Source organism: Paraburkholderia sp. (assembly GCF_047605525.1).
In the GTDB taxonomy this organism is placed as follows: Bacteria; Pseudomonadota; Gammaproteobacteria; order Burkholderiales; family Burkholderiaceae; genus Paraburkholderia.
The window spans coordinates 376350-397944 of the sequence record NZ_JASGFN010000002.1; the positions used below are offsets into that span (position 1 = coordinate 376350).

Annotated in this window: 22 protein-coding genes and 1 riboswitch; of the genes, 7 read left to right on the forward strand and 15 right to left on the reverse strand. The window is 60.1% G+C overall.

Features of this window, described 5'->3' with window-relative positions; all coding sequences use genetic code 11:
- Positions 1 to 3: 3 nt before the first annotated feature.
- Together benB and benA are read right to left on the reverse strand one after the other, a co-directional pair.
- Positions 4 to 495, reverse strand: coding sequence for a benzoate 1,2-dioxygenase small subunit (benB, locus tag QM685_RS04050; protein ID WP_415112960.1), 492 nt, complete (start codon positions 493 to 495; stop codon positions 4 to 6).
- Positions 492 to 1859, reverse strand: a complete 1368-nt coding sequence (gene benA / locus QM685_RS04055) for a benzoate 1,2-dioxygenase large subunit (RefSeq protein ID WP_415112962.1) — start codon at positions 1857 to 1859, stop codon at positions 492 to 494. Before benA ends, benB begins: the two co-directional genes overlap by 4 nt.
- A gap of 495 nt (positions 1860 to 2354) precedes the next feature.
- Here benA and QM685_RS04060 point away from each other — a divergent pair, with 495 nt between their 5' ends.
- The 6 genes from QM685_RS04060 (at position 2355) to QM685_RS04085 (ending at position 7450) form a co-directional block, all read left to right on the forward strand.
- Complete coding sequence (locus QM685_RS04060; protein WP_415112964.1) at positions 2355 to 3272, forward strand: LysR family transcriptional regulator; 918 nt, start codon at positions 2355 to 2357, stop codon at positions 3270 to 3272.
- Positions 3273 to 3606: 334 nt separating this feature from the next.
- Positions 3607 to 4380 carry an ABC transporter substrate-binding protein gene (locus QM685_RS04065; protein ID WP_415112966.1) on the forward strand — a complete coding sequence of 258 codons (774 nt, stop codon included), beginning with the start codon at positions 3607 to 3609 and terminating at the stop codon, positions 4378 to 4380.
- 40 nt (positions 4381 to 4420) lie between these two features.
- The gene (locus QM685_RS04070) at positions 4421 to 5110 is read left to right on the forward strand and encodes an ABC transporter permease (protein WP_415112968.1); all 690 of its coding nucleotides are present in this window, start codon (positions 4421 to 4423) and stop codon (positions 5108 to 5110) included.
- Positions 5107 to 5820: an ABC transporter permease gene (locus tag QM685_RS04075; RefSeq protein WP_415112970.1), complete on the forward strand. Its 714-nt coding sequence runs from the start codon at positions 5107 to 5109 to the stop codon at positions 5818 to 5820. Before QM685_RS04070 ends, QM685_RS04075 begins: the two co-directional genes overlap by 4 nt.
- 37 nt (positions 5821 to 5857) lie before the next feature.
- A complete protein-coding gene (locus tag QM685_RS04080; RefSeq protein ID WP_415112972.1) occupies positions 5858 to 6625 on the forward strand; it encodes an ABC transporter ATP-binding protein in 768 nt (255 codons plus the stop codon).
- Positions 6626 to 6715: 90 nt separating this feature from the next.
- Positions 6716 to 6876: riboswitch (FMN riboswitch) on the forward strand.
- 70 nt (positions 6877 to 6946) lie between these two features.
- Positions 6947 to 7450, forward strand: a complete 504-nt coding sequence (locus tag QM685_RS04085; RefSeq protein WP_415112974.1) for a 6,7-dimethyl-8-ribityllumazine synthase — start codon at positions 6947 to 6949, stop codon at positions 7448 to 7450.
- Between the two features lie 67 nt (positions 7451 to 7517).
- Here the strand turns inward: QM685_RS04085 and QM685_RS04090 are convergent, their stop codons facing one another.
- The 9 genes from QM685_RS04090 to QM685_RS04130 all read right to left on the reverse strand — a co-directional run bounded on the left by QM685_RS04090 (position 7518) and on the right by QM685_RS04130 (position 16811).
- Positions 7518 to 8306, reverse strand: a complete 789-nt coding sequence (locus tag QM685_RS04090) for a glucose 1-dehydrogenase (RefSeq protein WP_415112976.1) — start codon at positions 8304 to 8306, stop codon at positions 7518 to 7520.
- Positions 8307 to 8331: 25 nt separating this feature from the next.
- Positions 8332 to 9801 (reverse strand): FGGY-family carbohydrate kinase, encoded by a 1470-nt coding sequence (locus QM685_RS04095; RefSeq protein ID WP_415112978.1) that lies wholly within the window; start codon positions 9799 to 9801, stop codon positions 8332 to 8334.
- A 33-nt stretch (positions 9802 to 9834) separates the two neighbouring features.
- The gene (locus tag QM685_RS04100) at positions 9835 to 10917 is read right to left on the reverse strand and encodes an ABC transporter permease (protein WP_415112980.1); all 1083 of its coding nucleotides are present in this window, start codon (positions 10915 to 10917) and stop codon (positions 9835 to 9837) included.
- Between the two features lie 20 nt (positions 10918 to 10937).
- Positions 10938 to 12476, reverse strand: a complete 1539-nt coding sequence (locus QM685_RS04105; protein WP_415112982.1) for a sugar ABC transporter ATP-binding protein — start codon at positions 12474 to 12476, stop codon at positions 10938 to 10940.
- The gene (locus QM685_RS04110; protein WP_415112984.1) at positions 12473 to 13108 is read right to left on the reverse strand and encodes a DUF2291 family protein; all 636 of its coding nucleotides are present in this window, start codon (positions 13106 to 13108) and stop codon (positions 12473 to 12475) included. Before QM685_RS04110 ends, QM685_RS04105 begins: the two co-directional genes overlap by 4 nt.
- 69 nt (positions 13109 to 13177) lie before the next feature.
- Positions 13178 to 14122: a D-ribose ABC transporter substrate-binding protein gene (locus QM685_RS04115; protein WP_415112986.1), complete on the reverse strand. Its 945-nt coding sequence runs from the start codon at positions 14120 to 14122 to the stop codon at positions 13178 to 13180.
- A gap of 68 nt (positions 14123 to 14190) precedes the next feature.
- Complete coding sequence (locus QM685_RS04120) at positions 14191 to 14988, reverse strand: GolD/DthD family dehydrogenase (protein ID WP_415112988.1); 798 nt, start codon at positions 14986 to 14988, stop codon at positions 14191 to 14193.
- Positions 14989 to 15019: 31 nt separating this feature from the next.
- On the reverse strand, positions 15020 to 15964 hold the full coding sequence (locus tag QM685_RS04125) for a transketolase family protein (RefSeq protein ID WP_415112990.1): 945 nt from the start codon (positions 15962 to 15964) through the stop codon (positions 15020 to 15022).
- Positions 15957 to 16811, reverse strand: a complete 855-nt coding sequence (locus QM685_RS04130) for a transketolase (RefSeq protein ID WP_415112992.1) — start codon at positions 16809 to 16811, stop codon at positions 15957 to 15959. The genes QM685_RS04125 and QM685_RS04130 overlap by 8 nt, the downstream gene beginning before the upstream one ends.
- Before the next feature lie 178 nt (positions 16812 to 16989).
- Between QM685_RS04130 and QM685_RS04135 the strand changes: the two genes are divergently transcribed.
- Entirely contained in the window at positions 16990 to 17787 is a 798-nt protein-coding gene (locus tag QM685_RS04135; protein ID WP_415112994.1) for a DeoR/GlpR family DNA-binding transcription regulator, read from the forward strand.
- 3 nt (positions 17788 to 17790) lie between these two features.
- Here the strand turns inward: QM685_RS04135 and QM685_RS04140 are convergent, their stop codons facing one another.
- The 4 genes from QM685_RS04140 to QM685_RS04155 form a co-directional block, all read right to left on the reverse strand.
- Positions 17791 to 19554 carry a ShlB/FhaC/HecB family hemolysin secretion/activation protein gene (locus QM685_RS04140; protein WP_415112996.1) on the reverse strand — a complete coding sequence of 588 codons (1764 nt, stop codon included), beginning with the start codon at positions 19552 to 19554 and terminating at the stop codon, positions 17791 to 17793.
- Positions 19555 to 19644: 90 nt separating this feature from the next.
- Positions 19645 to 19884 (reverse strand): hypothetical protein, encoded by a 240-nt coding sequence (locus tag QM685_RS04145; protein ID WP_415112998.1) that lies wholly within the window; start codon positions 19882 to 19884, stop codon positions 19645 to 19647.
- A gap of 265 nt (positions 19885 to 20149) precedes the next feature.
- Entirely contained in the window at positions 20150 to 20482 is a 333-nt protein-coding gene (locus QM685_RS04150; RefSeq protein ID WP_415113000.1) for a hypothetical protein, read from the reverse strand.
- A gap of 287 nt (positions 20483 to 20769) precedes the next feature.
- Positions 20770 to 20919: an HNH/endonuclease VII fold putative polymorphic toxin gene (locus QM685_RS04155; protein ID WP_415113120.1), complete on the reverse strand. Its 150-nt coding sequence runs from the start codon at positions 20917 to 20919 to the stop codon at positions 20770 to 20772.
- Between the last annotated feature and the right edge of the window lie 676 nt (positions 20920 to 21595).

The window sequence follows — 21595 nt, forward strand, 5'->3', positions numbered from 1 at the left end:
CGGCTAGATGTGGTAGATGTCGATGACCTGATTGATGTAGTCGTTCTTCAACACGACGTACTTGCTCAAGATCCGCGGCTGCGCGCCGTTGAAATCGATCACGTAGCGCGACATGCCGAAGTAGCTGTAATTCGTGCGATAGCGGTGGCTCAGCGTGTGCCAGTTGAAGCGCACCGTGTACACGCCGCCCTCTTCGCTCTCCACTTCGATATTGCTGACGTTGTGGCTCGTGCGCGTGTCGGGCATCGTCGCGCTGGAGCGCTCGGTCTTGATGCGGAACACGCGGTCTTCGAGACCCTGGCGGTTCGGGTAGTAGATCAGCGAGATCTCGCGCTCCGGATCGGTGACGAGCTTGTCCTCGTCGTCCCACGACGGCATCCAGAACGACGCATCCGGGTGATAGCAGGTCAGCCACTCGTCCCACTGCTCGTCGTCGAGCAGGCGGCTTTCGCGGTACAGGAAGGCCTGAATGTCGGTGATTGCGATCGTGCTCATGCGCGACTCCCTTGCGTGTTCAGCGCCTTTTTCATCGTGTCGATCCAGTAGCGGTGCTGCACCGTGTAAAGCCCTTCGTCCTCGGTCTTCACGCCGCTCATCACCGGATTCAGGCCGATGCGCCGGGCCGCTTCATCCGGCCCGTCGATCCAGTGCGACGAACCGCGGCACATGTCGTTCCATTCGAGCGCGCGGGCCGCGTAGCCCTGCTGGCACGCGCGGAATTCCTCGAGGTCGTCGGGCGTCGCCATGCCGCTCACGTTGAAAAAATCTTCGTATTGGCGGATGCGGCGCGAGCGCGCCTCGCCGGATTCGCCCTTCGGCGCGATGCAGTAGATCGTCACTTCGGTCCTGTTGACCGACAGCGGACGCAGCACGCGAATCTGCGAGCCGAACTGGTCCATCAGGTATACGTTCGGATAGAGGCACAGGTTGCGTGAGTTCTGGATCATCCAGTCCGCGCGCTCGGCGCCGCAGCGCGCGGCGAATTCGTCGCGGCGGCTGAAGTTCGGACGGTCCTCGGGATTGGCCCAGCGCGTCCACAGCAGCATGTGGCCGTGGTCGAACGCGTAGAAGCCGCCGCCCTGACGGCCCCAGCTACCGGCATCCATCGCGCGGATCCTGTCTTCGCGCGCGTTCTCTTCCTTGCGATGGTTGGTGGTCGCCGCGTAGTTCCAGTGCACCGCCGACACGTGATAGCCGTCCGCGCCGTTTTCGGCGGTGAGCTTCCAGTTGCCTTCATACGTATACGTCGACGAACCGCGCAGTACTTCGAGACCTTCTTCCGACTGGTCGACGATCATGTCGATGATGCGCGCCGCCTCGCCGAGGAACGTCTCGAGCGGCGGCACGTCCTCGCTCAGGCTGCCGAACAGGAAGCCGCGATAGTTGCCGAAGCGCGCGAGCTTCTTCAGGTCATGCGAACCTTCCTTGTTGAAGCAGTCGGGATAGCCCGCGCCTTCCGGGTCTTTCACCTTCAGCAGCTTGCCGCTGTTGTTGAAGGTCCAGCCGTGAAACGGGCACGTATAGGTCGCCTTGTTGCCGCGCTTGTAGCGGCACAGCATCGCGCCGCGGTGCGTGCACGAATTGATGAACGCATTCAGTTGGCCCTGGCGGTTGCGCGCGATCACGACCGGCTGACGACCCATATAGGTCGTGAAGTAATCGTTGTTATTCGGAATCTGGCTTTCGTGCGCGAGATAAATCCAGTTGCCCTCGAAAATATGCTGCATTTCGAGTTCGAACAGACGCTCGTCGGTAAAGGCGCTGCGGTGCAGACGGTAATCGCCGCGCTCGCGGTCTTCCACGAGAAAGTCGTCGATGTTCTTCAGTTGCGGAGTGTGATCCGGGTAAATCGGAATCATGGTTGTCTCCTGATACGGACAGTCGGTGTGCGTGCGAGGCACGCGCGTAGGGAGCGGCCTGCCCGCGGACGGGCCGATTTGTCTTCGATTGGGGTTGGTACGCCGGAGGTGGAGGCGGTGCGCCTCCGGTACTGCGTCAGGCCGCCGCGCGCATGCGCTCGACCTTCGTCACGGGAAGCACGACCTGTTGCACAGGTGGACCGACGCGCGGAACCACTGCGCATTGCGGGGTATCGATGGCGAATCCTTTTATCGAGGCTTCGATTTCAGCATGTCTCATTGCCGCTCCTGAACTTTTCCAGGTCTGGGATCCCGTGCGCGAGGTGTGCTCGCGCCGTCTCCGGGGGACCGGCCGACGCTCTGGACCGTGCCGGGCCTTCAATGCTCGGGAGGTATAATTTTGCGGTGCGTCTGCCGTAACTGAAGGATAGTTGCCCGTTATTCGCATCGTCCAACACTGATTTAGTATCGCGACGATACTCAAAAGGTATTTCCATGGAACTGCGTCATCTGCGCTATTTCGTTGCGGTTGCCGAGGAATGCAACGTCACCCGGGCCGCCAAACGTCTGCACATTGCGCAGCCGCCGTTGAGCAGGCAGATCCAGCAGCTCGAGGACTCGCTCGGCGTGCAGTTGTTCGAGCGCAACTCGCGGCCGCTGAAGCTGACCGACGCCGGCCGCTTCTTCTATTCGCACGCGATCCAGTTGCTCGCGCAGACCTCCGAAGTCGAGGCGATGACACGACGGGTCGGCAAGATCGAGCGCAGCCTGTCGGTCGGCTTCGTCGGCTCGACGCTGTACGGGATGCTGCCGAAAATCATCCGGCGCTTTCGCACCGAGAACAGCGCGGTCGAACTGAGCCTGCACGAGCTGTCGACGATGGATCAGATCAAGGCGTTGAAGGAAGGACGCATCGACGTCGGCTTCGGCCGGATCCGTCATGAAGACCCGAGCATCCGGCGCGTCGTGCTGCGCGAGGAGCGCATGATCGTCGCGCTGCCGACCGGTCATCCGCTGCTCGATGCAAAGCCGGTGCTGTCGCTGCACGACCTCACGAACGAAACGCTGATCATCTTTCCGAAAGCGCCACGGCCGAGCTACGCGGACCAGGTGCTCGCCGCGTTTCACGATCGCGGACTCCAGCCGCGCCGCCTCTACGAAACGCGTGAATTGCAAATCGCGCTCGGTCTGGTGGGCGCGGGCGAAGGCATTTCGATCGTGCCGGCGAGCGTGTATGGATTGCAGCGCGGCGACGTCGCTTACAAGGACCTCGACGACGAAAATCTCGTATCGCCGATCATCATGAGCATGCGCATGCTCGACGAGTCGGCCGATATCAGGCGCATGCTCGAGCTGATCTATGCGCTCTATGACGAGGAGCAGATGACCTATCTGCCGCCTTCGCAGCAGTAGCGCGTCGTTTCCCGCCTCCTTCCGTCTTCTTCGCGGCTGTCCCGGACCGTCAACTGAAGCGATGATCGTTGTAACGAAGTTGTATGGACAACATCGATATCGCAGTATAGACCGCTTGACACATCCCGGATTTTCCTGCCTCGCACATGCCCAAAAAATCGCGTAAATCTCATATATATCAATAGATTTACGCACATCCTTACTTCCATTGACGCAGCCGTCTAGGCACTAACCCCGATTGTCCCTCGCTGACCGTCCAGGATAATTTGTCTATACAACATCGTACAGCCATTGCCCAGGATTCCCTGTCAGGACATCCATCCCCGGAGACTTTATGAAGAAACTCGTGTTGTCCGTCGCCCTCGCGCTCGCCGCCAGTGGCGCCTTCGCCAAAGAGTGGTCCACGATCCGCTTCGGCGTGGATGCGAGCTACGCGCCGTTCGAATCGAAGGCACCGGACGGCAAGCTCGTCGGCTTCGACGTCGATCTCGGCAACGAAATCTGCCGGCGTCTGAACGCGAAATGTGTGTGGGTCGAGCAAAACTTCGACAGCATGATCCCGGGGCTGAAGGCGAAGAAGTTCGACGGCGCGCTGTCGTCGATGTCGATGACACCGCAACGCGCCGCGCAGATCGCGTTCTCGTCGAAGCTGTTCAACACGCCGACACGCCTCGTCGCGAAGCAGGGCTCGGGCATCCTGCCGACCGCCGATTCGCTGAAGGGCAAGACGATCGGCGTCGAACAGGGCACGATCCAGGAAACCTACGCGAAGACCTATTGGGAGCCGAAGGGCACCAAGGTCGTGCCGTACCAGGATCAGGACCAGGTCTACGCGGACCTGATCTCGGGCCGTCTGGACGGCGCGCTGCAGGACGCGGTGCAGGCCGAGCAGGGCTTCCTGAAGACGCCGCGCGGCGCGGGCTTCGCGTTCGTCGGCAAGGACATCGTCGACGCGAATATTCTCGGCAACGGCGCGGGCATCGGCATGCGCAAGGAAGACGCCGATCTGAAGGCGAAGGTCGACAAGGCGATCGCCGACATGATCAGGGACGGCACCTACAGGAAGATCGAGCAGAAGTACTTCGACTTCGACGTGTACGGCAGCTAGGCCCACGCGCGGATCTCGCGCCTTCATCAAGGACACTCCCATGCTTTTTCAAGGCTTCGGTCCGCTGCTCCTCGCGGGTACGTGGGTCACCATCAAGCTCGCGATACTGTCGCTCGCGGCGGCTTTCGTGCTCGGCCTCGCGGGCGCCGCGGCAAAGCTGTCGACGAACCGCTTCGTGTCGCGCGTCGGCACGCTGTACACGACGCTGATCCGCGCGGTGCCCGACCTCGTGCTGATGCTGCTGCTCTTCTACAGCATCCAGATCTGGCTCAACGATCTGACCGACGCGGTGGGCATCGAACAGATCGATATCGATCCGTTCGTGGCCGGCATCATTACGCTGGGCTTCATCTACGGCGCGTATTTCACCGAGACGTTCCGCGGCGCGTTTCTGTCCGTGCCGCGCGGCCAGATCGAGGCGGGCTTCGCGTACGGCATGAGCGCGCGGCGCGTGTTCACGCGCATCCTGTTTCCGCAGATGATGCGCTTCGCGCTGCCCGGCATCGGCAACAACTGGCAGGTGATGGTCAAGGCCACCGCGCTGGTGTCGATCATCGGTCTCGCGGATGTCGTAAAGGCCTCGCAGGACGCGGGCAAGAGCACGCAGTCGTTTTTCTTCTTCACGCTCGTCACCGGCGCCATTTATCTGGCCATCACCACGGTGTCGAGTCTTCTATTGAAGCGCCTCGAAAAGCGTTACTCGACTGGCGTGCGGAGGGCCGCGCTGTGATCGAACTGATACGTCAATACTGGCAGAACTATCTGTATACCGATGGTTTCAACTACAACGGCCTCGTCATCACGCTGTGGCTGCTGGTGGTTTCCGTCGGTCTCGGCTTCGCGCTGGCGGTGCCGCTGGCAATCGCCCGTACGTCGCGCAATCGCTTCATTTCCGGGCCCGTCTGGTTCTACACCTACGTATTCCGCGGCACGCCGCTCTACGTGCAGTTGCTGCTGTTCTATACGGGCCTCTACAGCCTGCATTTCGTCCACGAGCACGAGATGCTGAACAGCTTCTTCCGCAATGCGATGTATTGCACGATATTGGCGTTCACGCTGAACGAATGCGCATACGCGACCGAGATCTTCGCGGGCGCGATCAAGGAGACGTCGCACGGCGAAATCGAAGCGGCGCTCGCCTACGGGATGTCGAAGTACAAGCTGTATACGCGCATCATCCTGCCTTCGTCGCTGCGGCGAGCGCTGCCCGCGTACAGCAACGAGGTGATCCTGATGCTGCACGCGACCACACTCGCGTTCACCGCAACCGTCCCCGACATCCTGAAGGTCGCGCGCGACGTCAACTCCGCGACGTACGCGACTTTCCAGGCCTACGGCATCGCGGCGATTCTGTATGCGTCGATCGTCTTCGCGCTGATCTGGGGCTTCCGCAAGATGGAAGTACGTTTGCTGGCCTACCTGAAGCCGCAAGGGCATTGAATCCCGGCGCACCCGCGCCATGATGGAGCATAAGAGCATGTACAAGCTGACGGTCGACGACCTGCACAAGAAGTTCGGCGAAAACGAGGTATTGAAAGGTGTCTCGCTCAACGCAAAGGCGGGTGACGTGATTAGTCTGATCGGGTCGAGCGGCTCGGGGAAAAGCACGTTCCTGAGATGCATCAATTTTCTCGAATCGCCGTGCTCCGGGCGCATCACGATCAACGGCGAGGAAATCCAGACGAGCGCCGATCGCAACAGCTCGCTGCGCGTGAGCAATCAGAAGCAGCTCCAGACGATGCGCACGCGTCTTTCGATGGTGTTCCAGCATTTCAATCTGTGGGCGCATATGACGGTGCTCGAGAACATCATCGAAGCGCCGATCAGCGTACTGGGGTTGAGCCGCGCCGAAGCGGAAGCGCGCGCCCGCAAGTATCTGACCCAGGTCGGACTGCCGGCGAGCGCGGAACGGAAATATCCGTCGCATATGTCGGGCGGCCAGCAGCAGCGCGTCGCGATTGCGCGCGCACTGGCGATGGAGCCGGAAGTGATGCTGTTCGACGAACCGACGTCGGCGCTCGATCCCGAACTCGTCGGCGAAGTGTTGCGCGTGATGCAGGCACTCGCGGAGGAAGGCCGCACGATGATCGTCGTCACGCACGAAATGGGCTTTGCGCGCAACGTGTCGAATCACGTCGTGTTCCTGCACCAGGGGAAGATCGAGGAGCAGGGGCATCCGCATGAGGTGCTGACGAATCCGCGCAGCGAGCGGTTGCAGCAGTTTCTGGCGGGCCGGTTGAAGTAGGCCGGCTTGACTCGCGTCGTTCGCATTGCGTCGCCTCGCCAATGTGCAGCCGTAACAGATTCGTGATAACGTACGCCCCGTTCGTCAAGAACACGTTCTCGGGGCGGGGTGAAACTCCCCACCGGCGGTAATCGTCTTTCGCAAGACGTAGCCCGCGAGCGCTCTGTTTCGCTCCCATCGCGACTACGGAGGTCAGCAGACCCGGTTGGATTCCGGGGCCGACGGTATAGTCCGGATGAAAGAGAACAGGTCGGCCGGCATCCTCGCGCAGGCGGGGAAACGGCCGTCCTTCGCCCTGTTCACACAAACAGGCTGAAGTCCATGAACACCTCCATCTCCTCCAACGCACCATCTGTTCCGGTTTCCCGCAATGACCGCCCGCGTATCGCTTTCGTCCAGGCATGCTGGCATCGCGATATCGTCGACCAGTGCAAAACCTCTTTCCTCGAAGCCATCAGGAAATACGGCTATAGCGCGGACGATATCGACCTGTTCGAAGTACCCGGCGCATTCGAAATTCCGCTTCATGCGAAGCGCCTCGCGCAAAGCGGTCGTTACGCCGGCATCGTCGCGGCGGCCCTCGTGGTCGACGGCGGCATCTATCGCCATGAGTTCGTCGCGCAAGCCGTCATTACCGGACTCATGCAGGTCCAACTCGAAACGGGCACACCGGTCTTTTCCGCGGTGCTCACGCCGCATCATTTCCACAACGGTGAAGAGCACGTCGGATTCTTCCGCGAGCATTTCGTCGTGAAGGGCGCGGAAGCAGCTCACGCATGCGCGGAAACCGTGCGCAAGCTGTCAGCGCTGGGCGCAGCACCGTAACTGACTGCGCGCTCCGGCTCGTTGCGCGGCCGCGAGGACGTGTCCTCGCGGCCGCGTGGGCGACGCGTCAGGACATGAACATTCCGCCGTCGACGTTGACGGTCTGGCCGGTGATGTACGACGCGTCCTCGGATGCGAGAAAGGCCACCAGCCCCGCCACGTCCTTGTCGCTTCCGGCCCGCTTCATCGGAATGTTGTCGACCCACTCGGCCATCAGTTCGCCCGGCTTGTAATCGCCGAGCAGCTTGCCCCATGCTTCGTCGTTATACGACCACATATCCGTCGTGATGATGCCGGGGCAGAACGCGTTGACCGTGATGCCGGTAGGCGCGAGTTCTTTTGCCAGACTTTGTGTGATGCCGAGCACGCCAAACTTGCTGGCCGCGTAATGCGGCGTATAGACGAAGCCTTGTCTCGCCTGGCCCGAAGCCGTGTTGATCAGCCGCCCTCCCTTGCCGGCGCGCAGCATGCGCCTTGCCGCTTCCTGACAGCAGAGAAACACGCCTTTCGTATTGACTGCGAGTACCTTGTCCCACTCCTGCTCGGTCAGATCCTGCAATCTGGCGATCGTGATCACCCCGGCGTTCTGGACCGAAACGTCGACTTCCCCCAGCTTCGCCGCCACCTCTTCGTATAGCGCAACGACCTGCTCCTTGTCCGTCACGTCGGTTTCGACGCCGATCGCGTCGAAATTCGCATCGCGCAGTTGCGCGGCCGCGTCGTGCACGGCCTTTTCATTCGCCGACACGCACACTTTCGCGCCTTCTTCGGCAAAACGCCGGGCAATGCCCAATCCGATACCGCGACTGCCGCCGGTGACGACAACCACCTTGTTTGCGAAACGCTGATAGCTCACCTTCGTTCTCCATCAAGAGTCAATCTCAAAGCCGTCCGATCCATTGCAGCCACTGCGCGTGATTGCGCGCCGCCGCCTCCACGCCGTTTCCGGGCTCCACCCGTCGCGCGACCACGCGTGTTTCGCGGCGGGCGTCGAGCGAACCGATCGATCCCAGTGTCAATGCCGCGAGCGCGGCCGCGCCGGCCGCCGATATCTCGCTCAAAGCGAGCGTGCTCACGGGCCGGTTCAGCGTATCGGCCAGGTATTGCAGCAGGAATGGCCGCTGGACCAGTCCCCCGTCGAGAAACAGCTCGCGAAGCGGAACGCCGGCGGCCTGCTCCATCACGGTAATCACGTCCTTGATCTGATAAACGATCGACTCGTAGGCCGCGCGAACCACGTTCTGCCATGAGCTCGAAAAATTCAGTCCGACGATCTGCGCGCCACCCGGATACTTCCAGTGCGGACAGCCGATTCCGGAAAACGCGGGAATCAGAAACACGCCGCCGTTGTCGTAATCGGTAAATGCCTGTTCCGCTTCCGCGAAGTCGTTCACGAGCCGCAGCTTTTCCTTCAGGAACGACGGCGTCGAACCGGCGCTGATGACGATGCCTTCCAGCGCGTAGTCGGTACGGTCCGGGGTCGCGAAACACAGTGTCGACACGAGGCCGTGAGCGGCGGGCTGACGCGTATGGCCGACGTTCATCATGATCGAGGAACCGGTTCCCATGGTCGCCTTCGCGATGCCCGGACTCAGACAGCCCTCGCCAACAGCCGCGGCGTGCGAATCGCCGATCATCGAGACGATTGGCAGCGCGCGCGGCAGAATGCCGTCGAAGTCGGTCGCGCCGAATTGCGCCGCGGACGGGCAAAGTTCGGGCAGGCGCAGGCCCCGCAGACCGAAATCCTCGAGCAGCTCGCGGTCCCATTCGAGCGTCGCGAGATTGAACAGCATCGTGCGCGATGCATTGGTGTAATCCGTGCGATACGACGCACCGCCCGTCAACCGGTAGAGCAGCCAGCTATCGACCGTGCCGAAACAGGCGGTTCGCGCGGCAATATGCAAACGCGCACGCTCGTCGTTTTCGTTCAGCCAGATGAGCTTGGTGCCTGAAAAATACGGATCGATCAGCAGGCCGGTCCTGTCGGCGATCTTTTGCGCCATGCCTTGCTGGCGAAGCCGTTCGCAGATGCCGAGCGAGCGCTGACATTGCCAGGACACCGCGGGGACGATCGGGCGGCCCTGCTGATCCCACAGCACGACGGTTTCACGCTGGTTCGATATACCGACGCCCGTGATCTCGCTGGGCTCGCCCTTGAACTCGTCGAGGCAACGCGCGAGCGCCTGCAGCACCGACTGATAGATCAGCTCCGGATCCTGCTCGACGAAACCCGGACGCGAGTGAGAACAGGGCACGGCGACGAAACCGCGCGCGTGGACCTGCCCTTCCCTATCGAACACCAGCGCTTTGGTGCCGCTCGTGCCCTGATCGATGGCCAGAACGTATTGCATGTTGCTTCCCTGGACAGGTTGAAGTTCCCGCGCTCAGGCGGTCAGCGAGACCATCCGGCTTTGCAGGCGCTGCTGCAACTGATCGATGACGACGGCGAAGATGATCACGAGACCTTTGATCACCATCTGCCAGAAGTCGCTGATCCCGCACATCACCATGCCGTCGCCGAGAATGCTGATCACGCACGCGCCCACCACCGAGCCGAAGACCGTGCCGCGGCCGCCCATCAGCGCCGTGCCGCCGAGCACCACCGCGGCAATCGCGTTCAGCTCGAACGTCTCGCCGGTGAGCGGATGCGCGGTCTGCAATTGCGCAGTAATGATGAGCCCCACCAGCGCCGCGCAGAAGCCGGAGAACATGTAGACGAACAGCTTGACGCGGTTCGTGCGGATGCCGGAAAAGCGCGCGGCCTGTTCATTGCCGCCGATCGCGTAGATGCGGCGGCCGAGGGGCGTCTTCTTCGCGACGAAGATCGTGACCGCCGCGAGGATGACGAGGATCCATACCGGGGTCGACAACCCCAGTATCGTGCCGTTGCCGAGGAATTCGAAACCCGTGTTGCCGAGCGCCGGATTGCCGCCGAGATCCGCGTAGGTGCTGCCGTTATTGACCAGCAGCGCGGCCCCGCGCACGACATACAGCATGCCGAGTGTGGCGATGAATGGCGCGACGTTGAGCGCGGTGACCAGATAGCCGTTGACCGCGCCGATCAGCGCGCCGAGCACGCAGGCGATCAACGTCACACCCCATGGATTGAAAAACACGATATGGTGTCCGACCTTGACGCCTTCGAGCAGCAGATAGCCTGCCGCCATCCCGCTGATACCGACGATCGAGCCGACCGAAAGATCGATGCCGCCGGTCAGGATCACCAGCGTCATGCCGACCGACAGGATCGCGACGACGGTCACGTGTTTCGCCATGATCAGCATGTTGCCCGTCGACAGAAAGTTCTCGGTCGCGATCGAGAACACGATGATGATCGCGAAGAGCGCAATGAAGATACGCAGCTTCAGCAGATTGACCGCGATGCGTGACGCCACGTAGGCCGAGTGCCTGTTGTGCTTGCCGTGCACCGGATGGAGCGGAGGATTGCTGCTATTCGGGGTATTCATAAGATCTGCCTCGAGGTGCGTCAGACTACGGCGGTAGCCGGTGTCGACGCGCGAACGATCCGTTCGCTGTCGAACTCCGAACGTTCCATGATGGCCGTCAGCTTGCCGCTGGCCATCACGAAGACCCGGTTGGAAACAGCCATGGCCTCGTCCAGTTCGGACGTCGCATAGATCACGGCAATGCCCGATTGCGCGAGCAGACTGATGGTCTTGTACACGTCTTCCTTCGCGCCGACGTCGATGCCGCGGGTCGGCTCGTCCATCAGCAGCACTTTCGGAGACGTGAGGAGCGCCTTGCCGATCACGACTTTCTGCATGTTGCCGCCCGAGAGCGACGTGATCGGCGCGTCGACGGACGCGATCTTGATCGCCAGACGCTTGACGATCTCGTTGGTCGCTTCGATCTGCCTGTCGCGTCTGAGCGCCCCGAACGACAGGCGGCGCGTGAATTTCGCAAGGCTCGACAACGTCATGTTTTCCAGAATCGACATCAACTGGATCATGCCCTGCTTCTGCCGGTCTTCCGGTACCAGCGCGATGCCCGCCTCGATCCGCTTCGGGATCGGCAGATCCTCGAGCGGCCTGCCGGCCAGTTCGATTTCACCGAGCGCCAACGGCTGTGCGCCGAGCAGCGACTCCAGCAGTTCGGTACGGCCCGCGCCCATCAGCCCGTATATCCCGACCACCTCGCCCGCCCTGACGGAAAACGACACGTGGTCCACCGCATAGATGCCGTTCGAGCGCTTCAGCGCGAGGTCGGTCACCTTCAGCACTTCTTCGCCGATCGCGTGCTGCTCGAATGCGAAGCGCTTTTTCGACGATCCGACCATCGCTTCGATGATCCACGGGATGTCGATGTTCGCGATGTCGTCTTCGGCGACCAGACGGCCGTTGCGCAGCACGGTAATGCAATCTCCGACCGCCATGATCTCCTCGAGGCGGTGCGAGATGTAGATCACCGTGACGCCCTCTTCCTTCAACTGCGCGATGATCTTGAAGAGGATTTCGACTTCCGCTTTCGAAAGCGCGGAAGTCGGCTCGTCCATGATCAGCACCTTGATGTGCTTGGAGAGCGCCTTGGCGATCTCGACGAGTTGCTGCTGACCGACATACAGATCGCCGAGGCGGGTGCGCGGATCGATCGGGATCCGCAGACGCTCGAGCAACACCTTCGCCTGATGATTCTCGTCCTTGCCGCGAATCACGCCGGAGCTCGTCAATTCGTTGCCGGCGAAAATATTCTCCGCGACCGTCATGTCCGGAAACAGGTTCAATTCCTGGAAGATGATGCCCACACCGTGCTTTTCCGCGCTGCGCACGTCGGTGATCTGGGCAATCGCGTCGTCGATCCGGATCTCTCCCGAGGTCGGGACTTCCGCGCCGGCCAGCAGCTTCATCAACGTCGACTTGCCGGCGCCGTTCTCGCCGATCAGCACGTTGACCTTGCCGCGCCGTACCTTGTAGTCGACGTCGACCAGCGCCGCCGTGCCCGGATACATCTTGGACAGCCCGAGCGTCTCGATCACGTTGACCGGGTTGGTGGTTTGAGCTTCGTTCATTTCCAGGCCACCGGAATCGCGCGGATTTCGCCCGTCGGCTCGCTCCAGCTGCTGTACACGGCCGCGACGTCGACCGTCTCGCCCACCTTGAGCTTCAGCGACTTCTGCGCGCGATCGACGACCAGCCTGTTCAGCTCCTGGCCGAATACCGCAAAGCGGGTCTGGTCGTCGAAGTCGCTGTATTTGAGTCCCGGAAAACCGTCGCGCACGCCCGTTCCGATCACGACCGGACCTGTTTCGAGCGCGATATGAACCGGTTCGCCCCCGGACGGCGGCGTGACGTCGACATACGCCTTGCCGACGCGCGACGAGTCGTCGATGCGAACCACCTTTCCCTGTACGCGAATCCAGAAATTGCAGGGAAAAGCCGTGCTTTGGCGAAAGCCGTACTCCTTGCAGGCGCTATCGAAGTTCTGGCCGACCGCGACGATCACCATAGCCGCGGGCCTGGCATTCTTGTCCGCGTACGGAATCAGTTGCTCGTTCAGGAGTTTGGCGGGATCGGGGCCCTGGTGCTGCCCCTGGCTGCGGATCTGGGCGAGTTCGGTATCGGTCACGACGTGACAGCCGGCGATACAGGCGACGCCCAGAACCATGAGCGCGCGCCGGGCCGGGATGATGGAGTGAAGCATGACTACCTCTCCTGACATGACTTCTTCGGGTGCGGCGCCGGCCGCACCCGAAGCATTTCCAGAACGCGACTACTTGGTGTAATAGAAATCCTTCACGTGCGACGCGTTGTCCTTCGTAATCAGGATCCCGCGCGTGAGTTGACGCTCCGGCTCGCCGGTCTTGCCGGTCGTAATGTATTTATCGAGCAGGTCGACGCCGTGAACCGCAATACCTTGCGCCTGCAGCATCACCGTGGCCTTCAGCTTGCCCTGCAGAATGGAGTCGCGCTCGTCGTTGCTGCCGTCGATGCCCATCACGACCACGTTCTTCTTGCCCGCGGATTCGAGCGACGCGATCGCGCCGAGTGCAACCGGCCCGTTGCCGCAGATGACACCCTTGATGTTCGGATGTTCCTGCAGAATCGAGTCCATTGCCTGCTTGCCGGGCAGCAACGCGCCCTTGGCATCCTGGCGGGCAACCATCTTGAGGTCGGGATACTGGTCCAGCACCTGGTGGAACGCCTGCGAGCGAGTCACACAGTTCTTGTCGGCCAGATTGCAGGTCAATTCGACGTATTCGCCTTTTTCGCCGATCGCTTCGACGAACTTCTGCGCGACTTCGCTGCCGGCTTGCAGATTGTTATGGCTCAGTTGCGCGATCGCGATGCCGTCTTTCGGGATTTCGCGATTGATCAGAACGACCGGCACTTTCTTTTCCTGGGCCGTGCGAACGGTGGCCACGCTGCTGTTCGAGTCGGCGTTGTCGAGAACGATGCCTTTCACGCCTTTGCCGATCACGAGATTGACGAGCTCGTTCTGCTTGTTCACGTCCTCGCCATGCGACAGGACGATCGTGTCGTAGCCGAGCTTTTTGGCCTCGGCGCTGGCGCCTTTGGCTTCGGCCGCGTAGTACGGATTGTCGAGCGCATTCACGAGGATCGCGATCGTCCCTTTCGATGCGGCGTCGGCATCGGTGGCGCAGACCATCGCGAGCGAAGCGGCGACAGCAGTGGCAAGTGCGATTTTCTTCAGCATTTTTGTCTCCAGATTGACTTCTTTTTTCAACATGACGCAGCCGTGTCGTAGCTGCGCACAGAACATCGTCAGCAGATGGTGTAGCCGCCATCGATCATGAGGTCGGCGCCCGTGATCATGTCCGCTGCGTTGGACAACAGGAAAAGAATTGCCGCCGCGATTTCGTCGGTATAGGCAAAGCGCCCGACCGGAATCAGCTTCTTCATCGCTTCGCCCTTCTCGCCGTCCCAGGCCGCCGCGCCCATCGGCGTCAGGACCACGGTGGGCGAGACGGTGTTGACCGTAATGCCGCGCGGCGCCCACTCCTTGGCGAGTACTTTGGTCATGCCGATCAGGCCGGCCTTTGCCGAGGTGTACGCGCAGTGCCTGTCGATCGCGACGGTCGCGGCCTGCGAAGCGATGTTGACGATCTTGCCGCCGTGGCCGCTCGCCAGGACGTGGCGGGCGAAATGCTTCGAGCACAGGAACGGCCCCGTCAAGTTGACGCCGATCTGCTTTTGCCATTCGTCGACGCCGATGTCTTCAGCCGCTGTCAGCGTGATGCAGCCGGCTGCATTGACGAGCAGATGAAAGTCGCCGAAATGCGCGAGCGCGGCCTTCATTGCCTTTTCGACGTCGGCTTCGTCGGCGACGTCGCAGGGAAATGCCTTTGCGTTGGCGGCGCCGAGTTGTTCGATGGCGGCCTGCACGCGCGGCTCCTCGAAGCCCGGATAAAAGATCGCCACGCGCGCGCCTTTGGCGATGAGCGCCGCGTTCGTGGCCATCGCGATTCCGCCGAGGCCGCCCGTCACGATCGCAACCTTGCCGTCCAGACGGAAGTCGAAATCGACGCCATGCCGCAGCGACATGTCATATTGAATTGCCATGCTGTGCCTCCTTGAATCTGTTCTTATGTGTTCAGTGGGCGCACTGCGCGCGGATCGCGGCGCCGATGCCGGCCGCGTCGATACCGTAATGACGCCGGATGCCCTTGCGCGTGCCGTAGCGGGCGAACTCGCCCTCGGTGATGCCGAGCATGGTGAGCGGCTTCGAAAGCTGGCGCCGCGCCATCAGCACGGCGACGATCGCGCCGATCCCGCCGTGCAGCGAATGCTCCTCGACGGTCACGACCGAGTCATGGGACGCGATGATCTTCGCGAGCGCGTCCTGATCGAGCGGACGCACCGAGGAAAGACTGACGAGTGTCGGCGTGATGCTGGCTTCGTCCTTGAGCGTCTCGCAGGCCTCGAGCGCCTCGCCGACCACCGAGCCCAACGCGATGACGGCAACCCGGCTGCCCTGAATCACGACGTCCGGGCGGCCCGGCTCGAAACGGTAACCCGCGTCGTGCACGGCCGGAAACTTCGCGTTGTCGAGCCGGATATAAACCGGCCCTTCGACGGCCGCCGCGTATTCGATCGTCTGGATCACCTCGATCTCGTCGCACGGCGCGAAGATTTGCACATTGCCGAAACCGCTCATGATCGAGATGTCGTCGATCGCGTGATGAGTCGAGGCCAGCGGACCATAGGCCACCCCGGCATTGAGGCCCAGCATTTTCACGTTCGTCGCGCTATAGCAGATGTCGTTCTTGACCTGTTCGTTGGCGCGCCCGACAAGAAACGGAGCGGCATTCGCGGTGAAGACGATATGACCGCCGAGCGCGAGACCCGCGGCCATGCCCACCATGTTCTGCTCGGCAATGCCGACGTTGATGACCCGTTCAGGATACGTTTCGAGAAACGGCCCGATTTTTGAGGTGGAGGTCGAATCGGCGACCATCACCAGGATGTCCCGGCCTTCAGCCGTCAGTCGCCCCAGGGCGCTCACCGCGCCGTCCCGCAAATCGGCGTACTCACGCATGATCCAGCTCCTCCAAAGCCTGCCGCAGTTGTTTTTCGTCGGGAACCTTGTGATGCCACGCCGGCACGTTCTCCATGAAAGACACGCCCCGCCCTTTGACCGTATGAGCGATGATCACTTTCGGCTTTCCATTATCATAGTCGAGACTTTCTATTAGTTTCCAAATGGCATCGGACTGATTTCCGTTGACATCGTGAACCTCGAAACCGAAAGCCCGGAATTTCTCGTCGAGCGGATCCATGTCCATGATGTTGTGGGTGAAGTCGGCCAGTTGCAGCCGATTCCGGTCGACGATCGTCACGAGATTGGCCAGCTCGAAATGGGCCGCGGCCATCGCGGCTTCCCAGTTGGATCCTTCTTCCAGTTCGCCGTCGCCGGTCAACACGAAAACGCGCCCCACCGATCCTTCCGTTGCGCTCGCGTGGCGCTGCTTGGCCATCGCCAGACCCGCGGCGATCGGCAGCCCGTGCCCGAGACCGCCGGTGTTCACGGTCACCCACGAAGGCAGTTTCTGCCTGACAGGATGGCCCGGTAGCCGGGAATCGTCCTTCAGGTAGGTAAGCAGCTCGTCGTCATCGAGCCAGCCCAGTTCCGCGAAGCAGGAGTACAGCCCCCCTACGCCATGCCCCTTGCTCAGGATGAATTCGTCGTGCCATCTGACGGTCCGGTCGGCCTGAACGTCGTACCGGAGCACGTGAAAATACAGTGCGGCCAGGATGTCGGCCTCGGACATGTCACCGCCCGTGTGCCCGCTCTTCGCCGCGGAATTCATCACACAGATTTTCTTGCGGATTTCCTGCGCCCGCCGATGAAGCGCCTCGCCGGACTGCTTGAAGGGGTTTTCCATTCCCAACTCCTGAAACTTCCTGTTTGCTTGGCTTTTAGTTTCTATTACTTTCTTTAGAAAGTCAAAGAGAAGACAAAGGAAAGAGGGAAAACACCTATGTGGACCATAACCGGGCCGATTCAGGCACAATAGAGACTGGCGTGGCGAGTGTCGGCCGGCACTTTGCAGGAAAAGCAAAATGGATCAACGGACCAGAACAGAAAAGATCTTCGAAAGGGTGCAGGCAGCCAAACTGGTGAAGCTATCCGAGCTTTCCAGCGAATTTGGCGTCTCCATGCCCACCATCCGGAAGGATATCGACGAGCTGCAGAAGCTTGGCCGTGTCGAACGCGTGCACGGCAATGTCCGGCTGGTCGCCGCGCAACCGGACCCTGTCAGGCGCGCCGCGGAGCGCGGCAGTATCCTGCCGACCAGCCCTGAAAAAGCGCTGATCGGCCGCAAGGCCGCGGGCCTCATCCAGAACGGGGATTCCATCATTCTCGATTGCGGCGCGACGACCACTGAACTCGCGAAGAATCTGCTCGAGCGACAGCATCTGCGCATCGTGACCAATGCGCTGAATATCGCGATTCTCCTCGGTGCCGAGCCGACCAACCGGGTGATGCTGACGGGCGGTGAATTCAAGCCGGAAACGATTGCCGTTTCGGGCGAAAAGGCGTCGACCTTTTTCCAGGGGATGTTCGTCGACAAGCTGTTCCTCGCGGCCGGCGGGGTATCGAAAGAGTCGGGCATCTCCTATCCGGACTTTATCGACCTGCATGTCAAACGAGCCATGATCGATGCCGCGAGGACGGTCTACCTTCTCGCGGACTCGAAGAAATTCGGCAAGCGGGAATTCGCGGCATTCGGCGCGATGGACCGGATCGACTATCTTGTCACCGACGAAGGCTTGAGCGAAGACTTCGCACGATGGCTCGCCGGTAACGGCACACAGATCATTTATGCCGAAAGCGCAACCGATGCGCTGTCGGATTGATCGTTAGAACTGCATCGTCGCCTGAACACCGAGTGTCACGCGCGCGGTCGGGAATCCAGTCGGTTTGTAAATAGGCGTCCCGGCGAGCAGGTCATACGAGAGCCCCGCAAACCGCGACGGCACGCCGCCACGAATGCCGATCACCGCGCCCACCAGTTGGGTGCCGGCCAGAAATGCCGTGTTCGGTCCGAACACTCGCCCATAGTCGATCCCCGCATACAAGGCCTGGCCGGTCCGCCCAATTGGCATTTGAAGTTCGTTTCGCCAGTAAAAGCCTTTCTCTGCCGCGAGCATCGTTTCCCCATCGAAGCCACGTACCGTGTAGCGGCTTCCGATGGCCAGATCGTCGAGGTAGAACAGCGTGTCGTTAGTGAACTGCCCGTGGACCGTCACCACATAGCGAAAGCTCTGTGTTGCAACCGCAAACGGCACCGACAGGTTCGCGTCGAGGACGGCCATGTGGAACCGGTACGTAGGACCGACCGGATACGGGTCAGGCGTCGCACCGAGTCCGCCGATACCCTGACGGTAGGCGAGCATGCCGTCGAACTGCGACGCGCCGAAATAATGCCGGTCGGTCAATCCGGCTTCGAAGAACGTGTTGTTGCGTCTCTGCTGCGGCATATCCGTGTCGTCGATGAAACTCTCGCCGAAGCGCTTCGATAGCTGCACGTATCCACCGAGTACGTCGTTCTGGCCGCGCGTGATGACGCGCGCGAGGCGCAACGCCGCGATCTGCGCATTCCCGCTCGATACAAACGTCTGGTTCGCGCCCGCGATGTTCTGGTAATACGTGTTGGTGTTTCCCGACAGCGTCGCGGTCCAGTAACCCCACGGAATGGAATAGGAACCGTTGAACCCGTGCGAACCGAGTGACTTGTTGCCGAAAGACAGATCCTGGTTCGCGCCGACCGTGAAGATGTCGTTCAGGCCGAGCGGGTTATCGATGCCGAGGCTCACATTGCCCTGCCATTTGCCGGTTGCTTCGGTGCCCGAGTTATCGACGGATGCGACGAAACTCCACGGTTTGGCGCGCTTCACCGATATGACCACGTCGCTTGCGCCCGGTGCTTTGGTCGGTTCGATCTTCATCTCGACATCCTGACTCGCGACACGCTTTGCCTGCTCCAGCCCCTGCTCAAGATCGCGCAGATTCAGCAGGTCGCCGTCGCGCGTCGGGAAAGCTGTTTTCCACGTGCCACGCGTGCCGGGATCGGCAAAGCGGATTTGCCGCACGACGCCCGGAACAAGTGCGAATGCAAGCGAACCTGTCGACAGGTCCTGCTGCGGTAAAAGCACGCGCGTCGTCACGTATCCGCGGCTCAGGATCGTCTGTTGCAGCCCTTTTGTGAGTGTGTCGATTCCGCTCTTGCCCACGCATTGCCTCTTGTAGTGGTCGAGCCATTCGCGAGCGAATGCGAAGCGGTCGAGAGGCAGCGCCGACGCACCGTGCTTGCGCACGGCATCGGGTAGTGTCTCTGGTACGTCAAGTGTGAACGTATCAATGCGGAAGCAAGGGGTTTCTGTTGGCAGTTTGGGCCAGCCTGAAGCGCTTGCAATGGTTGAGCGTACGGATGGCGCATTGATGGCCGCTGCGCGTTGCTGCGCTTCGCGCTGCTCCTTGACCTGCTGGTTTTGTTCGGCGCTGGCGCGTGCCGCCGCTGCGGTGTCGGCGGGAGACGGGGTTTGCCGTGCGTCGGCAGCCTCTCCCGCTAACGAGGCAGAGGCTATCAACGGCAGAAGCGATAGCCTCTTGCTGATTTTCATTTTTGTTCCGATCTTTGAACTTGTTCCTCACGTCACGACGCGGGCGGAGAAGGCCCGCCGTCGCGTTGAACAACTATCCTGTCCTGGCTACTACGTCAGCGAAACTGCTAGGACCGACGGAATGTCTTCCGTCGATTCGATTGACATGACTGGGTTGTCGTAACCTTCGATGTTTTCGCTTAACCACTGTTCGGCAGGGCGCTTCACATGAAACTTAACAACAACGCTCAGCTCGCCAGTGCTAACAATCGCAATCAATATCGGCCTTGGCACCGTATTCCAGACCGTCAAGACCCGCATGACAAACTGTATTACCTGCATTAACGGCATCTTGTCCTCGTAGTCTTCGGCGTGCACAAAGTTGACAAAACATTCATACGCAGTGCAATCCTAAAAGGCTGCTCTTCGCGCATCTTTAGCGACCACAAGAAGAGCTCGAAGAAAATGACAGCCGTCCCTCTGTTCAAATCCTGAATCCGCGATGGCCTTCAAAGAAGGCTCAAGCGGTTGATCAAACTTTGTCCCGTTCAACTGCTTTTTCATTCCGGAGCTTGCCGTCGCAGTCGCGCGCGACGCTGTCTCGATTCTGCTTGACTCATAATCTTTGCAAGACAGTCGGACTACCTAAAGCCAACAGTCCGATTTCAGGATCATCAAAGTAACCACTACGTCGAAAAATGACCCCTCTTTTGCTAATGACGAATTCAATTAAGGATCGGTCTTTATTCAAGTCTCCAGACCATCCCATTACGATACCAGATGACAATTCGGTATTTTTAGGTAGTGCGATCAAATATGAACAATCTTCTTCCCTTATTGTCAAAGCTATTATTCCAACCTGCGTTGCATCAAATTTCCCAAAGCCAAAAAATTTGAGCTTGCTGTCTTTCTCAATAGCAAATTCTGACCGATCGTCCGGTATCGACAAATCCACTCCGCGAACATCGAGAGCATTGAACAGTTTTCTGTAGCACACAACTCTCGTGTCGGGTTGCCATGCAGAGTTTCCAATAAACAACCAAAATTCGTACTCGGGTAGTCGACCTACGGTGTGTGCGATGACGAAATTCAGCACCTCTTCTAACGGATCCTTTAGAAGTGCGTGAAATCTCCCAGCATATGGCACCAAAGCGAGCATTATCATAAAACGCATTACGTTCAAGCAGAACGACATCATTTTTTTGAAATACGTCTTGGGTTGACAAAACTTTGATCTCAATAGTCATAGTGATTTCCCGCAGGATCATTAAAGTGAGGGTCTCGGTTTTGCGCGTTTCCTTCCCCGAAGAAGTAACCAGAAGCATCATCCCGGATTTTGACGATTTTAGTGCCACCGCCTTCAAACGGAACTTCATATACGTAAATATAGGCCGGTTGTGGATTCCCTCGTTTGTCTGTATTAGGGAGAACAGCAGACGGCTGTGACTAACAGGCACGCCAGAAGCTCGCTTGGCCTCATTGAAAGCACCACTGCGTCCCGCACCGTCGGGACTCAGTTTAGGCGGCGGAGCGCCGGTTGAATCCGTAGCTTGATTGCCATTTATTGATGTGATGACGTAGTCAACCAGCCCCTTAGCCACATCCACAACCGGTGGCGTTTTGAAAATGTCGTCAATCACGCCCGATCCCGACGGCGTTGCTATCGGCGTGCCCGCCTTGATGGTCGGATCAAGCTCGGTGGCGGGATCGGCGATCACACCATCGCCTTTGCTGGCCGTTTCACCCCGGAAGCCAGGCAGCTTGCCAAGTGCCTCCAGCCACCCAGGCAATGGTGAAGTCGACGGGGCCATCACGGAAAACTGGTTGTTCTCCCCATCATTTAAACGCCTCTGGAATGTGCTCGCATTGGCGTTTTAAGTTCCAATCTAACGACTTCTTTTTACAATCAAACCACGGACAACCCGCAGCAATCCATTGCGCTCTTTTTCTCCTGGCGCTTACCGGCGTGCAATCTTCGTATCCAAACTCTGTACCGCAACAAGGGCATATCTCCCAAGACGGATCTTCACCATCATCCCCCCAAGGGGGATACGCCAATTCA

Bases quoted from the DNA above. Each gene is read 5' to 3' on its own strand.
- benB (WP_415112960.1), bottom strand. From the start codon at position 495: ATGAGCACGATCGCAATCACCGACATTCAGGCCTTCCTGTACCGCGAA.
- benA (WP_415112962.1), bottom strand. From the start codon at position 1,859: ATGATTCCGATTTACCCGGATCACACTCCGCAACTGAAGAACATCGAC.
- QM685_RS04060 (WP_415112964.1), top strand. From the start codon at position 2,355: ATGGAACTGCGTCATCTGCGCTATTTCGTTGCGGTTGCCGAGGAATGC.
- QM685_RS04065 (WP_415112966.1), top strand. From the start codon at position 3,607: ATGAAGAAACTCGTGTTGTCCGTCGCCCTCGCGCTCGCCGCCAGTGGC.
- QM685_RS04070 (WP_415112968.1), top strand. From the start codon at position 4,421: ATGCTTTTTCAAGGCTTCGGTCCGCTGCTCCTCGCGGGTACGTGGGTC.
- QM685_RS04080 (WP_415112972.1), top strand. From the start codon at position 5,858: ATGTACAAGCTGACGGTCGACGACCTGCACAAGAAGTTCGGCGAAAAC.
- QM685_RS04085 (WP_415112974.1), top strand. From the start codon at position 6,947: ATGAACACCTCCATCTCCTCCAACGCACCATCTGTTCCGGTTTCCCGC.
- QM685_RS04095 (WP_415112978.1), bottom strand. From the start codon at position 9,801: ATGCAATACGTTCTGGCCATCGATCAGGGCACGAGCGGCACCAAAGCG.
- QM685_RS04100 (WP_415112980.1), bottom strand. From the start codon at position 10,917: ATGAATACCCCGAATAGCAGCAATCCTCCGCTCCATCCGGTGCACGGC.
- QM685_RS04105 (WP_415112982.1), bottom strand. From the start codon at position 12,476: ATGAACGAAGCTCAAACCACCAACCCGGTCAACGTGATCGAGACGCTC.
- QM685_RS04110 (WP_415112984.1), bottom strand. From the start codon at position 13,108: ATGCTTCACTCCATCATCCCGGCCCGGCGCGCGCTCATGGTTCTGGGC.
- QM685_RS04115 (WP_415112986.1), bottom strand. From the start codon at position 14,122: ATGCTGAAGAAAATCGCACTTGCCACTGCTGTCGCCGCTTCGCTCGCG.
- QM685_RS04120 (WP_415112988.1), bottom strand. From the start codon at position 14,988: ATGGCAATTCAATATGACATGTCGCTGCGGCATGGCGTCGATTTCGAC.
- QM685_RS04125 (WP_415112990.1), bottom strand. From the start codon at position 15,964: ATGCGTGAGTACGCCGATTTGCGGGACGGCGCGGTGAGCGCCCTGGGG.
- QM685_RS04130 (WP_415112992.1), bottom strand. From the start codon at position 16,811: ATGGAAAACCCCTTCAAGCAGTCCGGCGAGGCGCTTCATCGGCGGGCG.
- QM685_RS04135 (WP_415112994.1), top strand. From the start codon at position 16,990: ATGGATCAACGGACCAGAACAGAAAAGATCTTCGAAAGGGTGCAGGCA.
- QM685_RS04140 (WP_415112996.1), bottom strand. From the start codon at position 19,554: ATGAAAATCAGCAAGAGGCTATCGCTTCTGCCGTTGATAGCCTCTGCC.
- QM685_RS04145 (WP_415112998.1), bottom strand. From the start codon at position 19,884: ATGCCGTTAATGCAGGTAATACAGTTTGTCATGCGGGTCTTGACGGTC.